The sequence below is a fragment of the Capsulimonas sp. genome (assembly GCF_039929585.1).
Taxonomy (GTDB): domain Bacteria; phylum Armatimonadota; class Armatimonadia; order Armatimonadales; family Capsulimonadaceae; genus Capsulimonas.
In genome coordinates this window covers 1-17,376 of sequence record NZ_JBDSQY010000227.1, presented here as the reverse complement: position 1 = coordinate 17,376, position 17,376 = coordinate 1, and the positions used below count along the sequence as shown (strand labels likewise).

The following is a 17,376-nucleotide window of genomic DNA, read 5'->3' as shown; positions in this document are numbered from 1 at the left end:
CCGGTGAGGTTGACGTCGATCACGCCGCGCCAGACTTCGGGCGACATCTCCAGGAAGTCATGGTCGTTCTCATATCCGGCGTTGTTGACGACGATATGGATGCCGCCGAGCTGATCGATGACCGTCTGTACGTCCTGCTGGTCGTTGACGGCGTCGGCGACATTCCCCTCCACCGCGATGGCGCGTCCGCCGGCGTCCACGATCGCCTTGACCACGGCGTCGGCCTTCGACGAATCCTTGCCGAACCAGCCGACCGCGACCGCCGCGCCGTCGGCGGCGAGCTTTTTGCACATTGCGGTTCCCAGCCCGCCGTCGCCGCCGGTCACAAACGCCACTTTGCCCGCGAGCCTCTGTCCTGTCTCGTTCGCCATGATTGGTCGTCTCCTCGATTGTAAATACGATCAGCCCCATAGTACCCACATTCCGCCGGGTATAATGAGCGCAAGCCTGCCCTCAAGGAGTTTCTATGCGCGACCCACGTGTGGCCCGATTGGCCGATATCCTCGTTTCTTATTCCACCAAGGTTCAGCCTGGCGAAAAAGTCCTGATCGAGGCGTACGATATTCCCGATGATGTCGTCAACGCCCTTATCGACCGGGTCGCAGAAGCGGGCGGTCTGCCATTTGTCACGATCAAGCGCAACTCCGTTTTGCGCGCGCTGTTCCAGAACGCCACCGAGGAGCAGATCCAGCTCATCGGCAAGCTGGAGCGCGAGCGGATGGAACAGATGGACGTCTACATCGGTGTCCGTGGGTCCCTCAACATTTCGGAGCACTCAGATATTCCCGATGATAAGATGAAGCTGTACCGCACGCTCTGGTGGCATCCCGTCCACAGCGAAACGCGCGTCCCCAAGACCAAGTGGTGCGTGCTGCGATGGCCGACCGCGAGCATGGCCCAGCAGGCCAGCATGAGCACCGAAGCGTTCGAAGACTTCTATTTCGACGTCTGCACCTTCGACTACGCCCGCTTGTTCACCCTGATGGCCCCGCTCAAGTCCTGGATGGACCGCACGGACCGCGTGCGCCTCACCGGCCCCAGCACCGACCTCTCGTTCTCCATCCAAAGCATCCCCACCATCGCCTGCACCGGCGAGTGCAACCTTCCCGACGGCGAGTGCTTCACCGCCCCGGTTCGTGACTCCGTCAACGGAACCATCACCTTCAATGCCCCAACAATTTACCAGGGCACTGTCTTCGAAGGCATCAGCCTGACCTTCAAAGACGGCAAGATCGTCGAAGCGACGGCGGCCGGCGGCAACACCGAAAAGCTCAACCAGATATTGGACAGCGACGAAGGCGCGCGCTATATCGGCGAGTTCTCCCTCGGCTTCAACCCCTATGTCCTCCAGCCGATGAAGGACATCCTGTTCGACGAAAAGATCGCCGGCAGTTTCCACTTCACCCCCGGTCAGGCCTACGAAGAAGCCGACAACAGCAACCGCTCCGCCATCCACTGGGACATGGTCTACATCCAGCGCCCCGAATTCGGCGGCGGCGAAATCTGGTTCGACGACACCCTGATCCGCAAGGACGGGCTGTTCGTGGTGGAAGATTTGAAGGCGCTGAATCCGGAGGAACTGAAGAAGGCGTAGCCCCATCCCCTGGGCTCGCAATGATGAAAGAGCAGATGAGAAGAAGCCCCTTCGCCCCACAGAATTAGGATGGCCCCTCCGCCCCAATTCTGGGGAACTTGGAGTTCGCCCCTCCGCCATCACTACAAAAGCCTCGCGCCGAAGTTTACTTCGGCGGGGGGATGGGGTTCCGCAGCATCTCCCCTGACCGCGCATCCGCCGGAAAGAACGCTTCGATGGCAAGCTCCGAGAGAGTAATGTCTACTGGCGACCCAAACACCGTCGTCGTGCTGAACAGCGACAGGATCCCATCATCCGGCACAATCTGCATGGGCATGACGATGCCCGCGTATTCCCCTTCGTTTCCCGCCATCCCGTTCGCCGCCCCCGGCGGCTCTGGGTAGGCGCTGATTTCTTCCATTAACTCCATCAATTGGCCATCAGCGGTCGCGGCGATCTGCTGGCGTTCATTCCAAAATAGAAAATATCCATTATAAATATGTATGAGTGAAACGATCCAACCCCTGGTATAAATACTATGTCACTGCGAGAAATAAGAGGGATACAAAAACGCCCGCGAGCGGCGAATATTGCATGAAAACTATTTCCGACACTGGTTGTAGTCGCAACAAAAGCAATAAAAAACACTCGCTTGCCGTCCCTTGAGAAAACTATCCGGTGTTCCGATGTTAAAACCAGTACTTTCAAGGGGAAACGTCAATGGGAAATCGGGTTTACGTTCAATTGCAGCGCGGATTTACGCTGATTGAACTCTTGGTCGTCATTGCGATAATTACGGTTTTGTCGTCTATTCTCTTCCCAGTCTTTGGAAAGGTGCGGGAGAAAGCCCGGCAGACCATGTGCGCCAGCAACCAGCGTCAGATCGGTTTGGGCTTCCTGCAGTACGCGCAGGATTACGACGACAATCTGCCGGGCAGGATTTACGGCGGGCAAACGTTCCGCGCCGCGCTGGAGCCTTATTTGAAGTCGGGCAAAGGAGTCCGATCCGTCTGGAAATGTCCCTCGAATGCCGATCAAAAGAGCAATATCGACGTTTCTGGATACATTTCTACTTTTACACTGAACAACACCATGGACCACTTCGCCACATGGAAACCCGGCCTGCCGCTTAACTCCGTCGGCGAGCTTTCCGATAAGATCTTGATGACCGAGATCAAGGTCCGAATCTGGACGGACTACAACTCGCCGTGGTGGACGCCCACGCCGACTTCCGTGGCGACGCTTGGGTATTGGGGTTACGGACAAGTCGCTCATAACGGCCGCTCAAACTACTTATTCTGCGATGGCCATGTCAAGGCGCTCAAGCCCACACAGACGATCACTCCGGTCAACCACTGGACGTACGCCTGCGACAGCGTCACGGCCGACGATCCGGCGGAGCCGATGCTTTCGGCGATGCACTGGCTGGAAGTCGCTAATCCCTAGCGATCTCCCGGCAGCACGAACTTAATGACAAAACGGCCGCGCGAGAAAGAAACAGACTGTTTCCCCCATTCGCGCGGCCGTTTTGTCTTCGCTTATTTTCTGAGCGATTATTTCTTCAGCTCAACGCTCACCGAGTTGATGCAGTAGCGCTGTCCCGTAGGCTTGGGGCCGTCGGGGAAGACGTGGCCGAGGTGGCCGTCGCACGCGGCGCAGGTGACTTCGATCCGGCGCATTCCGTGGGTGGTGTCCTCGTGCATCTCCACGGCGCCGGGGTTCGCGTCGTAGAAGCTGGGCCAGCCGCAGCCGGAGTCGAACTTGGTGTCCGAGGAAAACAGCGTGGCGCCGCACGCGGCGCAGACATACTCGCCGTTGTCCTTGACGTCGTAATATTTGCCGGTGAAAGGGCGCTCGGTGCCCTTTTGACGCAGGACTCGGTATTGTTCGGGAGTGAGCTCTTCGCGCCACTCCTCTTCGGTTTTGACAATCTTTTCAGCAGCCATCGTTCCTTAACCTCCATTGCAAACGCATCGCGTCCGCACATCTATTATAAGGAATTACTCGCCTTGAAAGTTCCAAAACGTCACGTCGAAACTATTCCGAATTCACGCCAGCGAATAGCGCGCCAGCAAGGCGTCGATCAATTGATCCGCCCACAGTTCGCGCTCTTCCTGACTGAGAAACTCAAAGCGCAGACCGCCCTTGTGCGCGCTTTCATCGCGCCACATCAGATCGGCCAGCACCAGAACCGCCGGTCCGGTCGTCGTCTTGAGGCGAGCGGGAACGGGGCCGTTCACCCACGCCGGCAGCACGGCCAGCTTGGAGCCGCCGATACCCAGGTCACTGCACTGGGCGACACGCCATCCGTCGCCGTCGTGCAGCTCCAGGGTTACACCTTCGGGCGTAGGCCACCGGCGCCCTTCACGCCGCCCGCCGCCGGGAGTTTCCTGCGCCTTGGCGATCGCCGGCTCGGAAAGCCGCAGTCGCTCCAGCAGCGCCATGGCCTCATCCTGACGCCGCAGCGCCTCTTCGACTTCCGCAAACTCCCCATCGTCCACGAGATCTTCCGTCATATCCATCATGCGCGCTCTCCTTCCGGCAGTGTCCGCAAAAAACAGACTCTCAGTACTATTCCACAGCACGCCTCAAGGTTACCATACTGATATTTTGACCGGGGTGGACAACGTCTCAATCGCCCTTTGTCCCAGGAGGCAGGGAAGCCCAGGACACGAGGCTGTATAGCCCAAACGAGAATAAGGCAGATGCGATCAGAAACCACAGAAGTCCATCGCATGCATGTGAGGCGATCCAGATCGAAATCGAATCGTGGTACATGGATTGCGCATTCGCTCTAGGCGAATTGGCGGCGTTCCCCACGCAAACGCAAAGAACGGCAGCGTTGAAAAACCAGAGAAAATTCTTCAATCCCGTAAGTACGTGCTCTCGATCCATCACTCTTCTCCTCTTGGGCCAGTGGACAGAGCAAACGTGTATTCTTCGCCCATCTCGTCCAGATGCAGGACGCCATCTTCCACCCAATAATCCCACGGCGGCTCCACCATACGCGCCCATTGTTTTCGCCCCTGCAAGTCCCACACCGCAAGCTCCCCCTCCGCGCGCATCAGCACATAGTCACCATGCCGCGCCCAGCTCCACAACGCCGACGACAGTTCTTCATCCCAAAGACGCGCGGGCGCATTCAGATCGTAGGCGAAGATGCGAAGGCCCGCGCCGACAAACAGCGTTGCCGTTTCGGGGATGAGCAGAGCGCCGGGGAGGACGCTCAAACCAGTCGCGTGGTAGCGCAGCGCCAGCGTCAGAAACGGCCAGCCAGCGCCGCGCCGCACAGCGAGAAAGGCGAGAGGGCCATGGGGATCGTCCAGGCCGATTTCTTCGGAGAGCTGGGCGCGCTTGGCGTATTTTTCGTAGAGCGGCGGGAGGCCGTTGGGAAGACAGAGAAGGTCGTAGGGAGCGATGGAGATTTGGAACATGGGAGTGATTTCTGAGACGTCTCAAACAAAATGAGGCCCAGGGAAATACCCATTCCCCGGGCCCTCGGTTTTTCCGCCACTTCCGCCATCCACCACATTTAAGCGCGGGTTCAATTTTAAGCCGTCGTGCTTTACCGTTAAGCTACCCTCGCGGATTGGAGCGAGAAAGAAGATTTGAACTTCTATGCGACGGACGTTGACCTTGCGCGATCGATTTGGACGGCGACGGAGAATACTCAGTCTGGAGTAATAATCTCAGTCTGGTGTGGAGCGAACGACGCCTCTACCAGTTGGGCTACCTTCGCCAATTTGGTGCGAAGGGCAGGACTCGAACCTGCACTATTTTCGGACGCCCCGTGATAAGGAGTTTGAGCCTTAGCTTTTACTCACATGGGGATTGTACCCTACCTGTTCTCTAGGAGAACAGGTAGGCAAAAAGTGCGTCGCCGAGTTTTTTGTCGGGCGCTTCGGTGGCGTTGGCTTCCTCGCGGGCGAATTTTACGGCCTGCTGGAGCTTCTCTACTCGGTCGCCCAAATCTTTGACACGATTGGCGGGCAGGGCGCCGCTGAACTTGACCGTCTTCCAGTAGCCGACAACGATATCTTCGTGAAAGACTTCGACCTGGGCTGGGTGCTTCTCGGTCGCTTCGGCCTTGACGTGGTTACGCGGGACCTTCTTGGTCTTCGCAGTCTGCACGGGTTCCGTCACGAAGGTGTCCGAACCGGCGTCGTAGGACCAGGTCTCCGACGGGTCCAGGGTCGGCAGTTTCTTGACGAATGTGCCGATGTCAACCAACTGCTTCTCCAGGAAGAGAAGATAAGTGGAGGGAACGTCGGACAGGAGCGTTTTGCCGTCGACGATCACGTCCGCCTTGGCGATGCAGTTGGCCCAGTCTTTGGTCGCGGTCACATCGAACAGCTTGGTCAGGATCTTCGCCGTGTCCTTGATGACCGTATCCGCCGACGCCTGCACGCGGGTAACTTCGGGCGGGAAGACCTCGCCCTCCTCGTCTCGGGGCTGATACGTGCGCGAAATGCCCGTCAAGAGGCTCGGCTTCTGAAGTAAGTGGTGCGCGTCGGTCAGTTCCTGAAACGACTTTGCTTTGACGCCCTTTTCGATGGCGATGATTTGATTGAGTTTTGCAGTCATGATTGCTTCCTTTATCGACGTCTCAGTCGATTTTACTAAACAGTGGCGGCGTAAAGGCGGCGCCATTCTTTTGCGATCGCGGTCGCACCGGCGTAGTTCGGCTCGATTTGCATGGTGATCCAGGTGTCCCGCGCCTGGACGCCGTGGCGATGGAACAGCTTTTCCAAGTCGCAGAGAATAAACCCGTGGCGCTGGGCAATGCTCTTGTGAATGTCGTTGATGCCGTCGAACGCGGCGCGCAGTTCGCGCGGGATGCCCATCTCAGCGGCGAGGGCGTCGTTGCCGTCGCTCGGATCGTAGACGTTGCTCCAAATCACCGGACAAGTGAATTTCTTCAGGAAGATGGCGATCTTCTCCAGTCGGCTCTCGATGGCGCCGACTTCGGACATCGCCCGCACGGCGCGCTCTTCGGACGAAATTCCCGCGAGGGAGAAAGTGAACTGCAGGAAGTCGTTGCCGCCCGCCGTCACCGTCGCGATCTGCGGTTCGATGTTCACACGGTCCAGCGAATTGATGACGGCGCCCGAGGTATTGCCGTCGCGAGTTAAGTCTTGAACGAGCCGTGCGTCGATCAGCTTCCCGAACTGGCTGACGGCGCCGCCGTTCCGGACCTCGGTGTAGTCGTCGATGCTGATCGAATCGCCCAGGGCTAAATAATTTGGGGTCATTGCTGTCATGGTCTTTCCTCTCACCCTTGGGCGAAATAATCGTCGAATGAGCAAATCGATCTTCACTCTTTACGTTCTCCTTACACCTTGTCGCATTCCGTCAAGGCGCTGATAAAGAGCGCCTGTGCTTCTTCCTACGCAAATGAAGAAACAATTTTCTCACCCAATGTCAAAATCGCGCCGATATTAAACTCGCCTGCATCCATTCCGGACTTGGCCCGGCCTATGGTATTATCGCTCCATCGCCAATAATAAAAGAGAATCACCCTCGCAGCAATCACCAAAAAGGCGGCGGAGTGATGAACGATGCAGCGCCGGGGACACTCCCGGACGGTAATCGAGAACAATCCGTGCGGAACGAACCAACAAATCTTATCTCTGATCTCACCAATGCTCTGCATGACAGTGAGGCGACGCTCCGTGCGATTGGCGATCTTCTGCCGATCGGCGTGTTCGTCCACGACGCAAACGGCCGGCTGAAATACGCCAATCCCGCCGTGCTCGATATCCTCCATCAATCCGGCCAGCTTGCTCCGGAATGCTGGCAAGAAACGATTCATCCCGACGACGCCGAACGGGTCCGTGGCGAACTTGCCGCCTCCATCCAATCGGGACAAACCTATCGCACGCGCACCCGATTTATGAAGCGCGGCGGCGAGACCGTTGTCGCCGAGATCGTCGCTGCCCCCCTCTTCGACCGCGATGGACAGGTGAGCGGCGCCGTCGGCGCAATTCAGGGCGCCCTCCCCTCAAGCGGCTCTTCCGACGAAGCCGAACTTGCCCTGCGCATCAGCGAGCGGCAGTATCGCCAGATCGTCGACACCACCCAGGAGGGCGTCTGGCTGCGCGACGCGGAGGCGCGCACGGTTTTCGTCAACCGTCGCCTCTGTGAAATGCTTGGCTACACCGCAGACGAAATGATGGGCCGGCCGGTGACCGATTTCATGGATGCGGACGCCCGCGCCGAGGCGGAGCGGCGGTTTTTACAGCGCAAGAAGGGTGAGCGCCAGCAGCACGACGTACGGTATCTGCACAAGGATGGCTCCGATGTCTGGGCGATCGTGTCCGCAAGCCCCATGTACGATGACGACGGCGTCTTCATCGGCGGCCTCGGCATGATCACGGATATCACCGAGCGTAAGCGCCACGAAGAGTTGATCCGTTGGCAGGCGTACCACGATCCGCTCACCGACCTGCCGAACCGCAAGCTCTTCGAGGACCGTCTTCATCAGCTCCTCGTCATGGCCGAGCGTCATCTCCACCCGGTCGCGGTGATGTTTATCGACCTCGACGGGTTCAAACAGGTCAACGACACCCTGGGGCACGACTATGGCGATCATCTTCTCAAAGTTGTCGCCGAACGAATTTCCGGATGCCTGCGCGGAGAAGACACGGTCGCCCGAATGGGCGGCGACGAGTTTGCCGTTCTGCTGCCGGGTATCGAACACCCCGACGCTATCGCAATCGTGGCGCAAAAGCTGCTGGAAGCCCTGGCGCAGCCGATCGACCTCGCCGGTCAGGAAGTATCCGTCTCCGGGAGCATCGGCGTCAGCCTGCATCCCAACGATGGCGACGACGTCCAATCGCTGCTCAAGCATGCCGATGTCGCGATGTATCGGGCCAAGGAGCAAGGCGGGAACCGATATTGCTTGTTCACCCAATCCATGAGCGCGAATGCTCGGGAACATTTCACCATGGAAAGCAGCCTGCGCAAGGCTCTCTGCCGCAATGAACTCCATCTCGTCTATCAGCCGCAGGTGGAGATCGGCACGGGCGAGATCGTGGGCGTGGAAGCGCTTTGCCGCTGGACTCATCCCGACCTGGGGCCGATCCCGCCTTGCCAGTTCATCCCGCTCGCCGAGGAAACCGGAATGATCGCGCCGATCGGCGAATGGGTGCTGCGCGAAGCGTGCCTCCAAGCCGCCCAGTGGCGAGACGCGGGGCATCCGATCCGTGTGTCCGTCAATATCTCCTCACGTCAATTCGCGCAGCCGGGCCTCACCGATGTCATCCGCTCCGTCCTTGCGGAAACGTCGCTCGACGCACGATGGCTGGAGCTGGAACTGACCGAAAGCGCCATCATGAAAAGCCCGCAGTCCGCCGTGGACGTGCTGCTCAGCCTGCGCGATCTCGGGGTTCACCTCGCGCTCGACGACTTCGGAACCGGCTATTCGTCGCTCTCCTACCTGCGCCAATTCCCGTTCGACGTGCTCAAGATCGACCGTTCCTTCATCACCAGCATCGTCGACGACAAAATCAACCAGGCGCTCGTTCAGGCTATCATCGATCTCTCAAACGCCCTCAAGCTCAAAGTCGTCGCCGAAGGCGTCGAGACCGCCGACCAGCGTCAAACTCTCCAGACACTGGGATGCCATATCATTCAAGGCTATCTCTTCAGCTCTCCGGTCTTACCCGACCAAATCCCAGCCCTCCGACGCTGCCAACGCGCCGCGTGATCGCATTGAATAACAGATTAAAGCTGTGACTTGTTGCTTGGGAAGCAAACGCTCTACCACTCAGCGAGTTTTCATTTTCCGCGCAAGTATCCAGAGCAAATGCGTTCGTCGCAATGAAGGCGCTCCGCCAGTGAGCTGTTACGCACTCTTTCAAGGATGGATGCCTTTGATCCTACCTCCTGGGTTCTTCGCGCCAGCGCCGCTTCACGCCCGCCAACTCTTTGCAGAGATGGCGGTACTGTTCCTCTCGTACTGATGGTATGTATGCTCCAAGAGTTAGGGCGCACGGAAAAGGGCTTGCCTCGCGCAAGTTGGGAAAGCTGTGGGGTCATATACAGGAATTGAACCTGTGACAGTCGATTTCAAGTCGAATGCTCTACCAATGAGCTAATATGTAAGCTTTCCCGGTCGGGGCGCGAGGCAAAAGTCTATTCAGTTGTCAAGTGGCGGAAGGCATAGGATTCGAACCCAACTCCTTGCGGAGCGCAATGTTTAGCGGACATGCCGTCGGACCCGCCGACGCTTACCTTCCACGATGTATGTATCTTAGTTGTTGGAGGAAGGCGCAGGAATCGAACCCGACTCCTCGCGGAGCGTGGTCTTTTCAAGGGACCCCGCCGCCCAGCGGCGTTCGCCTTCCAATTCTACAGACTTTCAAAATGGCGGAAGACACAGGATTGGAACCTGACTCTTTTGAAGAGCGCAATCTTTTCGAGGGATGCCGCCGGACCCGCCGGGCGCTTATCTTCCATATTTCTTGACATTGGACGATCTTCGGTTTACAATATTTTGCTAGCCAACCTCTCGAATGGAGTCCTCCGATGCTTTCCATGAACAGCTATCCGAAAGAGTACATCGACCAGTGTCGCGCAAGAATGGAAGCGCAGCTTGCCGCCTATCGTCTCTTTGTTGACACCGCGCCCAAGGCAGCCATCGATGCGTTAGCGCCGCTCTTCTTCAGCAATCTGGTCATAGTATTGGAAAGCTCCTTCATGCACCGCAGCCGGACTTTGGAGGGCAAGGACGGTAATCCGCTCAACGAAGTCCGGATGCTGTGCAGCTCTGTTCTTCAAAACCAAGGCGTGCTGACCGCTGACAAGACGATCAAGTACAATTCGGCGAAGGCGATCCTGAAGATCGAGATCGGACAGGAAATCGAATTGACCGAAGCCGATTTCGTTCGCCTCTCCCAGGCCTTCTTCACGGAAGTCGAAGTCAAGTTTCTTGCCCCGGCTTGACCTTCGACCAGCGGCGTTCAATCATTTCGCGAGCGCGGTTCCGGCCGTGGGCCACGGCCGTCCCCCGTTTTGAGCAAAGTGAATCCAAAGGATTCCACCAGTGACAGAACGCTCTCGGCTGGCCAGAAAACATTCCCAGGTTCAAAGTACGAAAGTTTCGCCTGCTCGTCGCCGATCATCACACATTCGCCAAACTGTATTTTCGCATTGCGCAGTCCAGCGATCATGTGCGGAAACTCTTTCGGGAACTCCAGGGCAGGATTTCCCCAGCGCTTCTCCGGCGGGGTCGCATTCCATATGGCGCCCCGCCGCTCGTTCCATAGGCGGCGTTCCGTCTCCGAAGGGAACCAAAAATACTCTTTCGCCTTCTCATCGAAGTAGGCCAAGTAGACGGAATCGTCGACCTCCAGTCCACCGCTCCGCTCATCGGCCTTGAGCCGGTCGAGGATCGTCAGGAACTGCCCGAACCGCTCCGGCGACGGCGCCGCGAATTGAACGTATTGGGACCGGGCGAGTTTCTTGCTGTACAACTGCAGAAACGATTGATCGAGCCAGTCACTGTACCATGAGTTAAAGTTCAGCGATGTCGGCCAAACCCCGTGATCGTCGCAGGTCCCGTCCGTCCAAACCTGCCCCCGGCACGGACCGGATACAATCAGAAAGTCATGGATCCCACATCCATGATCCGCGAGATAGAGGCATCCCGGAAAGTACCCTTCGTATTCCGCTTCTAGGAGATGCTCCTGCTTCGGATCACTTCCCACTGCCTGGGTATGTTTGAACGGCGTCGAGAGATATCGCCTTCCACGGCGTCCTCCATCTGTCGGTACAGCAGAAAAGAGCGGCTCTAAGCCATACCCTGGCGCCGCGCCGCCGTTGCCGACATACTTCAAAAAATCTCGGTACTCTTCCGGCAGCCGTACCGCATAACTGGCTTCAAATTCCGCAATGGCCTCCTCGGTCAGAGGCTCTCCCAACTGGAATTGATGGCACTCCCCGTATCCGCTTGCTCCGAATGTTTCCATTTCAGGATCCTGCTTGATCAAGAGATCCAATCGACGCTTCAGTGATCCCGCGGCTTTTTCGCCCTGTCCTTCTGTCATATGTTTCCTATCTCCAGCAATTTGTGCAAGCTCACTTGCAACTCGGCCTTTCCTTTTCACCTCAGCTGCATTCATATGCATAATATGAGACATAGGAGCGAGATAAAGGTTGCACGCTCAGTGCTGCGATCTATATCGCGAAAGATTAGAAATAATGGCGCCCTCGACAGGATTTGAACCTGTGACCTCGACCTTCGCAGAGTCGCGTTCTCTCCACTGAACTACAAGGGCGTATTTGAATATGGCGGAAGGCGTAGGATTCGAACCTAACTCCTCGCGGAGCGCATTTCTTTCCAAGAAAGCCGCCGGACCCGCCGAGCGCTCACCTTCCGTATCTGAAATTTTAAGTGCCCCCAGCAGGACTCGAACCTGCGAGTAACGGTATGTAACACCGCCGCCATAGCCGCTAGGCGATAGGGGAAAATTTGGCGGGACCGGCGGGATTCGAACCCGCGTCTTCTCTTCGACAGAGAGAGATGCTAACCACTGCACCACGGCCCCGTATTTGGTTGTGCTGGTTCCTTCGCCAGGATTCGAACCCAGACGGGCTGAGCCAAAATCAGCCATGCTGCCGTTACATCACAAAGGAACATCGACGCAGCGCAACGCGTCATTTTTGAGTTTTTCTTGGCTCCTTCGCCGGGATTCGAACCTGGACGAACTGATTAACAGTCAGTCATGCTGCCATTACATCACGAAGGAACATGGGAGCGGTGGCGGGAATTGAACCCACTATCCTCGATTTATGAGACCGATGTCTTTCCGTTTGACCTCACCGCTACGATTTTATGTGCCCTCAACGGGATTCGAACCCGTACTGGTCGATGTTTAAGATCGATGCCTCTGCCGTTGGGCTACAAGGGCATATTTTGTGTTTCGGGTACTCCCGCCGGGGCTCGAACCCGGATCACACCCTTATAAGGAGTGCGCATTGACCAGTTATGCAACGGGAGCATATGGTGCCGCTGGAGGGAGTCGAACCCCCAACCTTCTCGTTCTAAGCGAGACGCCTCTACCAATTGGGCTACAGCGGCATATTTTGGCCCTCATCCCCCGCCCCTTCTCCCAATTCTGGGAGAAGGGGGGTGAGGGCCTCCCATTCTCATACATCCGAAGCTCGCCGCGTTTGGCGGTAGTCTCGGCTGCGCTCCATCACGCAGGCTTCTGGAAGCGCCGCGCCGACGGAGATGACGGTCCAGCCGTTCTTATCGGGCTCGGTGAGCGCGACGTTTCGGCCGATCACCGCGTGGCGCTGCGGGATCCAGGCGACCTGCGCAACGCTGCCGCGCTGGAGGCCGCATTGGACATAAAGTCGTTCATATCCAGACATTGTGGCGTTCCTTTCTTGTTGTATTCAAATCTATTGCTATCTATCCTGTGCAAAGAGGTAGGCTGTGAAGGAATCGAACCTCCGCTCTTCTCCACTACAGGAGATGCTTTCCCACTGAGCCAACAGCCTCATATTGTGCCCTACAGCTGGAAGGCTGTAGGCTATGCTGGGGCGAAGTCAGCTAAAGCAGACTCTCGGATAATGCAGTCGCCTGCTTTTTCCTTAACCTGCTTCAGCTGGTTTTGCCTCAGCATAGCCCACATCTTCAGATGTGGGACTATTTAGTCCTTGTAAGGATCGAACTCGTTCTCACCCGCCATCGCCACGCCCAGTGGCGTGAGGGTGTGCAGGACTTTGATCGAGTTCTTGTGGTGCTCCAGCACCTCCGGGAGACGCTTGTAGCAGTGCGGCGACTCATCCGTGCCCGCGCCGCGCAGTTCTACGTGCTCTTTCGTGATCCATTCGCGCATCATCTCCTTGGAGACGACGCCCGGTTTGATCACTTCTCCCGTACGCCGGTTAACCTTGCCGCGTGCGGCGGTCCGGCTCATCACACGGCCCGCGCCGTGGACAGTGGAGTAGAGCGACTGGCTCGCTTCCTCCGATTCGACTCCTTCGAGAATGACGGACTTGTCGCCCATTGAGCCTCCGACAAATCCCTTCTGACCTGGAAAGGCCGGGGTGGCGCCTTTGCGAACGACCCAGAGATCACGGCCTCCGTGGCTCTCCTTCCACGCGTAGTTATGGTGATTGTGAACTTCCTCCACAATCTTCGCGCCTAGGAGACGCGCCACTTCCGCGCAGACCCAGTCCCGTCCAGCGTAGGCATACCGACCCGCCAGAGTCATACAGGCGAGATAATCGGCTCCCAGGGTGCTGCGGACGTGAAGAACCAGAGGGTCTACGTCCATGCCGTCCTGCGCGCCGCCCGCATTCAAAAAGTAAGTCGCCGTCTTATGTCCCAGACCCCGCGATCCGAAGTGGACTCCCACCCAGACCCGGTCTTTTTCGTCGGCGAAGAGGTCCACATAGTGGTTCCCCGACCCGATCGTGCCCAGCTGGTTGCGGGCCGTCTGCTTGAGGGTCCGAACGGCGTGCAGCTTCCACGTTTCATCGTCAAACAGCTCATGGTCCACGGAGGTCGCGTTGCTGCGGCCTACGCCGAACGACAGGTTGCTCCACACCATGTCCATGATCTGTCGAATCTTCCGGCGAACCTCGCTCGCCGGAATGTCCAGACGCGCGGCCTTGTTGCCGCAGCCAATGTCAAAACCAACTCCGGACGGGCTGATCTTATCCTCGTAGGCGACCACGCCGCCGATGGGAACCGCGTAGCCCTTGTGATGGTCGGCCATCAGCGCCACGTGAGCCGCATCTTTCGAACAATTCATAATCTGCAGCATCGCGCCTTCGTCGACTGGGCTTCCCCACACCGGTACTCCCGCAATAACTTCCATCTGCGTGTCCTCCTTTCGGATAGATTTTCTTACCCATCCGAACTCGCCGCATCTCTGCGGCCTTTTTGCCCAAAGGGCATGGAGCGAAAGAGGAGAATCGAACTCCCGTTTTCAGCATGGCAAGCTGATGTCCTACCACTAGACGACTTTCGCGTGTCTTCTGTTTTTTTCTAAAAATGGCGCCGTCTGACGGATTTGAACCGCCGGCGCGAGGTTCTTCAAACCTCCGCTCTACCCCTGAGCTAAGACGGCGTAAACGAACATTTTCTTGCTGTTGTCAAAATGGCGGGCCGGGTAGGATTTGAACCCACGCGGGCATTGCTGCCGGTAGTTTTGGAGACTACTCCCTTCAGCCGCTTGGATACCGACCCACATTGGACAACATAATTAAAGATAGACTTTAAATTTTGGGGCGCCCGACGGGATTTGAACCCGCGCTCTTCAGTGTCACAGACTGACGACTTAACCACTTGTCTACGAGCGCCATATTTGGTTTTTGGTCGGGGCGACAGGAATCGAACCTGCGATGGAAAGTCCCAAACTTTCTGTTATGCCACTTCACTACGCCCCGATATTTCGGAGTTTAGGAACCGCGGGTATAAAACCCACGTCTAGGAGACGCTTCGCGTCTAACGCCCCGTGCCGGGCCGACAAAATGAAAACCATTCGACAACGGCCTATTTTGTCCGTCCGGCACGGACGGTTAGCGGCTCTTGCCGCTCCCAGACGCGGGTTTCATACCCGTGGCCCCTCCCTCCCGCTCACACGTCCTTGCTGTCCGTCACGTTCTTGGCGAACAGGTACGAATCGCCGATGTACTTCATGCAGACGCGCCCGACTTTCGGGTCGCGCCGCTCGGTGACCGGCTTGACCACGACGCCTTCGCGGATGTGCTCCGCGCCGAGGGTGGTGTTTCCCTCGGACAGCGCCTTCACGATCCCGATGGCGTACGGCCCTTCGTAAAGAACTGGGACCATCGCGACGCCGAACTTGGCGCATATTTGCCGAAACTCAAACGCATTCAAGTAATGACCGTCGATCATCAGGTCGAAGGCCTGGAACCCGTCGGCGCCCGAAGCGCCATTATGCAGGCTCTGTACCTTGCTCCCGAAGATCTCTCCGTAGAGAACCACCTGACGATGGTCTTTCGCGAAGTGCTCCAGCAAAGCCGCCACTTCCGGGATCAGCATCGGCGCCCAGTAGACGTTGCTCGCCAGATTCTCCGGACGCTCGCGGCGTACTTGCCGAGAGCCGGCCATCCACTCTCCCTGGACAATGCCGATCCGCGAGTTGGTCCCATGGATCTTCTCGGTCACGATAACATCCTCGCCAGGAACCAGCACATCCGGGTAGTTGCGCAGGTTCTCGACATCCGTGTACTCCTCAAAGAGAGGATGCGGCGGAAGCGCGTCGGTCTTCTGCGCCCACAGATTCACGGGCGGCTCGTACTTGGTGACGCCGTAGTGCTCCGCGACGTTGGTTCCAAGTTCCCAGCCTGGGTCTTCCCGCTCGACGATCACGCCAAAGCTCGGCTCGCTGCGCAAACGAGCGCAGCGAACGCGCCCTTTGCTCAGGTACTGGGTGATTCCCCAGCGATCCGAGTGCTCCATCGGGATCATGGCGTCGATCGGTATGTAGGTGACTAAGTCACCCTCGGCGTATTTGCCCTTCGGAATTACGCACTGCCATCCTTTGATCTGCGCCAGCTCCAGCGCGTCGGCGTTGTGGTGCGGCCCTACTTGCTCGATCCGGCAAACTTCAACTACTAGAGTGGACATCCCTGTCGTCCTGCAATTCTTTCAAAATTTTCTAACGAACGGCTATCGTTTGGTGGGCCGGGTGGGATTTGAACCCACGACCCGCGAGGGACTTGTTTTACAGACAAGCGCAGCAACCCGTATCTGCCTCCAACCCATATTTGCCGTTTCTAACTTTGGTAGCCTCGGCGGGACTCGAACCCGCTTCCAATCTGTGAAAAAGATCAATCCTAACCCATAAACGACGAGGCCACAGTATTTTCGATTTTGTTTTTGGTGGGGCCGACAGGATTTGAACCTGCGACCGACCGCTTAAAAGGCGGCTGCTCTACCGCTGAGCTACGACCCCGCGATACGTTTGCGGGATTTGCGTTTCATTCCGTACTCCTTTCCATTTGTATTTGGCGCAAAAAAAATCGGTCCCAGGCTCTTGGCCTGGGACCGATCGTCTCATCCTTGTGGGATGCTCTCACTTGGGGATGCGTTTCAGCGCATCTCGGAAGGAGACGATCGGCGGGCCGTATTCGGTTTGATCATTGCTTTGATGACTGAGATTGGCTTCTGGGCGACCTTCGGGTGAACCGGGTATGACGTTATCCATCCCATAGCCGCCCAAGATATCCTCGTCGCCCATGGCGTCATAATCCATGCCCTGAGACGATAAGCCGCCCAGCAGCGGCGTGACGACGGCGACAAAATCCGTACCGCCGGCAAACGACGGCGCAAACGCGCCCAGCGTTCGCCATGAGCCGATATTCAGATTTTTGGATGTCGTCGCCATCAAACCGTCCTAATCTTTGTGCTTACTATTGATCTTATCGATTTTCGCTAAGCTTCTGCTCAGCATTTTCTCTCTTGGACGCAAAAAAAGCGCCCGTCTCGGCAATGGATGCAGAGGCGGGCGCTTTCGAGAACGTGTTCTCGTGTGCACTCGGTTTGTAACGCTATTGCGTAGTCAAACCGTCCTCTGCTCCGTGATGACGCAGTGGACTGCCCACTGCGATGACGTTTAAGCCGGATGTCATGGATATGAAATTGGGATCGTAATCGTATTTCATGAGTTTCTTTCGGGGCGGCTTCCAAGCGGCCTTTACAAGCCTGCTCGGCGCTCTTTACTGCCCGACGTGAGCTACTTTACCATGGCGTCCGGGGAATGTCAAGAGGGGGTTGAAAATATTTTTCTCGGGATTTCTCTCGTGTGTGCGTAAGG

At 57.3% G+C, this 17,376-nt stretch carries 16 protein-coding genes, 20 tRNA genes and 1 other annotated feature; of the genes, 4 read left to right on the top strand and 32 right to left on the bottom strand.

The annotated features are described in order from the left end of the window. A partial coding sequence (locus ABIZ35_RS16945; protein WP_348221090.1) for an SDR family NAD(P)-dependent oxidoreductase occupies nt 1-371 on the bottom strand: 371 nt, incomplete at its 3' end. A 95-nt stretch (nt 372-466) separates the two neighbouring features. On the opposite strand from ABIZ35_RS16945, the gene ABIZ35_RS16940 reads away from it, so the two are divergent. After that, nucleotides 467-1,594, top strand: coding sequence for an aminopeptidase (locus ABIZ35_RS16940; RefSeq protein WP_348221089.1), 1,128 nt, complete (start codon nt 467-469; stop codon nt 1,592-1,594). Nucleotides 1,595-1,739: 145 nt separating this feature from the next. Here ABIZ35_RS16940 and ABIZ35_RS16935 read toward each other — a convergent pair whose 3' ends face one another. Then, complete coding sequence (locus ABIZ35_RS16935) at nt 1,740-2,003, bottom strand: hypothetical protein (RefSeq protein WP_348221088.1); 264 nt, start codon at nt 2,001-2,003, stop codon at nt 1,740-1,742. A gap of 290 nt (nt 2,004-2,293) precedes the next feature. Here ABIZ35_RS16935 and ABIZ35_RS16930 point away from each other — a divergent pair, with 290 nt between their 5' ends. Further along, nucleotides 2,294-3,019, top strand: a complete 726-nt coding sequence (locus tag ABIZ35_RS16930) for a prepilin-type N-terminal cleavage/methylation domain-containing protein (protein ID WP_348221087.1) — start codon at nt 2,294-2,296, stop codon at nt 3,017-3,019. Between the two features lie 107 nt (nt 3,020-3,126). Here ABIZ35_RS16930 and msrB read toward each other — a convergent pair whose 3' ends face one another. The 6 genes from msrB to ABIZ35_RS16900 all read right to left on the bottom strand — a co-directional run bounded on the left by msrB (nt 3,127) and on the right by ABIZ35_RS16900 (nt 6,834). Next, complete coding sequence (gene msrB / locus ABIZ35_RS16925; protein WP_348221086.1) at nt 3,127-3,519, bottom strand: peptide-methionine (R)-S-oxide reductase MsrB; 393 nt, start codon at nt 3,517-3,519, stop codon at nt 3,127-3,129. A 102-nt stretch (nt 3,520-3,621) separates the two neighbouring features. Next, on the bottom strand, nt 3,622-4,098 hold the full coding sequence (locus ABIZ35_RS16920) for a hypothetical protein (RefSeq protein ID WP_348221085.1): 477 nt from the start codon (nt 4,096-4,098) through the stop codon (nt 3,622-3,624). Nucleotides 4,099-4,467: 369 nt separating this feature from the next. Continuing rightward, nucleotides 4,468-5,007: a hypothetical protein gene (locus ABIZ35_RS16915; protein WP_348221084.1), complete on the bottom strand. Its 540-nt coding sequence runs from the start codon at nt 5,005-5,007 to the stop codon at nt 4,468-4,470. A 156-nt stretch (nt 5,008-5,163) separates the two neighbouring features. After that, nucleotides 5,164-5,312, bottom strand: a tRNA-OTHER gene (locus tag ABIZ35_RS16910). 110 nt (nt 5,313-5,422) lie between these two features. Next, nucleotides 5,423-6,157, bottom strand: a complete 735-nt coding sequence (locus ABIZ35_RS16905; RefSeq protein WP_348221083.1) for a hypothetical protein — start codon at nt 6,155-6,157, stop codon at nt 5,423-5,425. A 35-nt stretch (nt 6,158-6,192) separates the two neighbouring features. Then, complete coding sequence (locus tag ABIZ35_RS16900; RefSeq protein WP_348221082.1) at nt 6,193-6,834, bottom strand: SGNH/GDSL hydrolase family protein; 642 nt, start codon at nt 6,832-6,834, stop codon at nt 6,193-6,195. Nucleotides 6,835-7,124: 290 nt separating this feature from the next. On the opposite strand from ABIZ35_RS16900, the gene ABIZ35_RS16895 reads away from it, so the two are divergent. Then, nucleotides 7,125-9,281 carry an EAL domain-containing protein gene (locus ABIZ35_RS16895; protein ID WP_348221081.1) on the top strand — a complete coding sequence of 719 codons (2,157 nt, stop codon included), beginning with the start codon at nt 7,125-7,127 and terminating at the stop codon, nt 9,279-9,281. Between the two features lie 118 nt (nt 9,282-9,399). Beyond that, nucleotides 9,400-9,476, bottom strand: a sequence feature (23S ribosomal RNA rRNA prediction is too short). Between the two features lie 249 nt (nt 9,477-9,725). On the opposite strand, the gene ABIZ35_RS16890 is transcribed toward ABIZ35_RS16895, so the two are convergent. Further along, nucleotides 9,726-9,813: transfer RNA gene (locus ABIZ35_RS16890), tRNA-Ser, on the bottom strand. Between the two features lie 289 nt (nt 9,814-10,102). On the opposite strand from ABIZ35_RS16890, the gene ABIZ35_RS16885 reads away from it, so the two are divergent. Further along, nucleotides 10,103-10,519 (top strand): hypothetical protein, encoded by a 417-nt coding sequence (locus ABIZ35_RS16885; RefSeq protein WP_348221080.1) that lies wholly within the window; start codon nt 10,103-10,105, stop codon nt 10,517-10,519. Nucleotides 10,520-10,536: 17 nt separating this feature from the next. Here ABIZ35_RS16885 and ABIZ35_RS16880 read toward each other — a convergent pair whose 3' ends face one another. The 23 genes from ABIZ35_RS16880 to ABIZ35_RS16770 all read right to left on the bottom strand — a co-directional run bounded on the left by ABIZ35_RS16880 (nt 10,537) and on the right by ABIZ35_RS16770 (nt 16,947). Further along, nucleotides 10,537-11,622: an SMI1/KNR4 family protein gene (locus ABIZ35_RS16880; RefSeq protein WP_348221079.1), complete on the bottom strand. Its 1,086-nt coding sequence runs from the start codon at nt 11,620-11,622 to the stop codon at nt 10,537-10,539. A 155-nt stretch (nt 11,623-11,777) separates the two neighbouring features. After that, a tRNA-Arg gene (locus ABIZ35_RS16875) sits at nt 11,778-11,853 on the bottom strand. Nucleotides 11,854-11,970: 117 nt separating this feature from the next. Then, a tRNA-Val gene (locus ABIZ35_RS16870) sits at nt 11,971-12,042 on the bottom strand. 6 nt (nt 12,043-12,048) lie between these two features. Continuing rightward, a tRNA-Asp gene (locus ABIZ35_RS16865) sits at nt 12,049-12,123 on the bottom strand. Nucleotides 12,124-12,137: 14 nt separating this feature from the next. Then, nucleotides 12,138-12,211, bottom strand: a tRNA-Gln gene (locus ABIZ35_RS16860). Nucleotides 12,212-12,250: 39 nt separating this feature from the next. Next, nucleotides 12,251-12,324 (bottom strand) — tRNA-Asn (locus tag ABIZ35_RS16855). A 3-nt stretch (nt 12,325-12,327) separates the two neighbouring features. Continuing rightward, nucleotides 12,328-12,402, bottom strand: a tRNA-Met gene (locus ABIZ35_RS16850). Between the two features lie 11 nt (nt 12,403-12,413). After that, nucleotides 12,414-12,486 (bottom strand) — tRNA-Leu (locus tag ABIZ35_RS16845). A 17-nt stretch (nt 12,487-12,503) separates the two neighbouring features. Beyond that, nucleotides 12,504-12,576: transfer RNA gene (locus tag ABIZ35_RS16840), tRNA-Ile, on the bottom strand. A gap of 3 nt (nt 12,577-12,579) precedes the next feature. After that, nucleotides 12,580-12,656: transfer RNA gene (locus ABIZ35_RS16835), tRNA-Leu, on the bottom strand. Nucleotides 12,657-12,724: 68 nt separating this feature from the next. Further along, nucleotides 12,725-12,952, bottom strand: a complete 228-nt coding sequence (locus ABIZ35_RS16830) for a hypothetical protein (protein WP_348221078.1) — start codon at nt 12,950-12,952, stop codon at nt 12,725-12,727. A 58-nt stretch (nt 12,953-13,010) separates the two neighbouring features. Then, nucleotides 13,011-13,081 (bottom strand) — tRNA-OTHER (locus ABIZ35_RS16825). A gap of 152 nt (nt 13,082-13,233) precedes the next feature. After that, a complete protein-coding gene (locus tag ABIZ35_RS16820; protein ID WP_348221077.1) occupies nt 13,234-14,409 on the bottom strand; it encodes an RtcB family protein in 1,176 nt (391 codons plus the stop codon). A 79-nt stretch (nt 14,410-14,488) separates the two neighbouring features. Continuing rightward, a tRNA-Gly gene (locus tag ABIZ35_RS16815) sits at nt 14,489-14,562 on the bottom strand. Nucleotides 14,563-14,586: 24 nt separating this feature from the next. After that, nucleotides 14,587-14,661, bottom strand: a tRNA-Phe gene (locus ABIZ35_RS16810). 31 nt (nt 14,662-14,692) lie between these two features. After that, a tRNA-Trp gene (locus ABIZ35_RS16805) sits at nt 14,693-14,780 on the bottom strand. A gap of 37 nt (nt 14,781-14,817) precedes the next feature. Further along, nucleotides 14,818-14,893, bottom strand: a tRNA-His gene (locus ABIZ35_RS16800). 13 nt (nt 14,894-14,906) lie between these two features. Continuing rightward, a tRNA-Pro gene (locus ABIZ35_RS16795) sits at nt 14,907-14,980 on the bottom strand. A gap of 190 nt (nt 14,981-15,170) precedes the next feature. Then, nucleotides 15,171-16,187: an RNA ligase (ATP) gene (locus ABIZ35_RS16790; protein ID WP_348221076.1), complete on the bottom strand. Its 1,017-nt coding sequence runs from the start codon at nt 16,185-16,187 to the stop codon at nt 15,171-15,173. Nucleotides 16,188-16,237: 50 nt separating this feature from the next. Further along, nucleotides 16,238-16,323 (bottom strand) — tRNA-Tyr (locus ABIZ35_RS16785). A 20-nt stretch (nt 16,324-16,343) separates the two neighbouring features. Continuing rightward, nucleotides 16,344-16,418: transfer RNA gene (locus ABIZ35_RS16780), tRNA-Glu, on the bottom strand. Between the two features lie 22 nt (nt 16,419-16,440). Beyond that, nucleotides 16,441-16,515: transfer RNA gene (locus ABIZ35_RS16775), tRNA-Lys, on the bottom strand. 120 nt (nt 16,516-16,635) lie between these two features. Then, a complete protein-coding gene (locus ABIZ35_RS16770; protein ID WP_348221075.1) occupies nt 16,636-16,947 on the bottom strand; it encodes a hypothetical protein in 312 nt (103 codons plus the stop codon). Nucleotides 16,948-17,376: the final 429 nt, after the last annotated feature.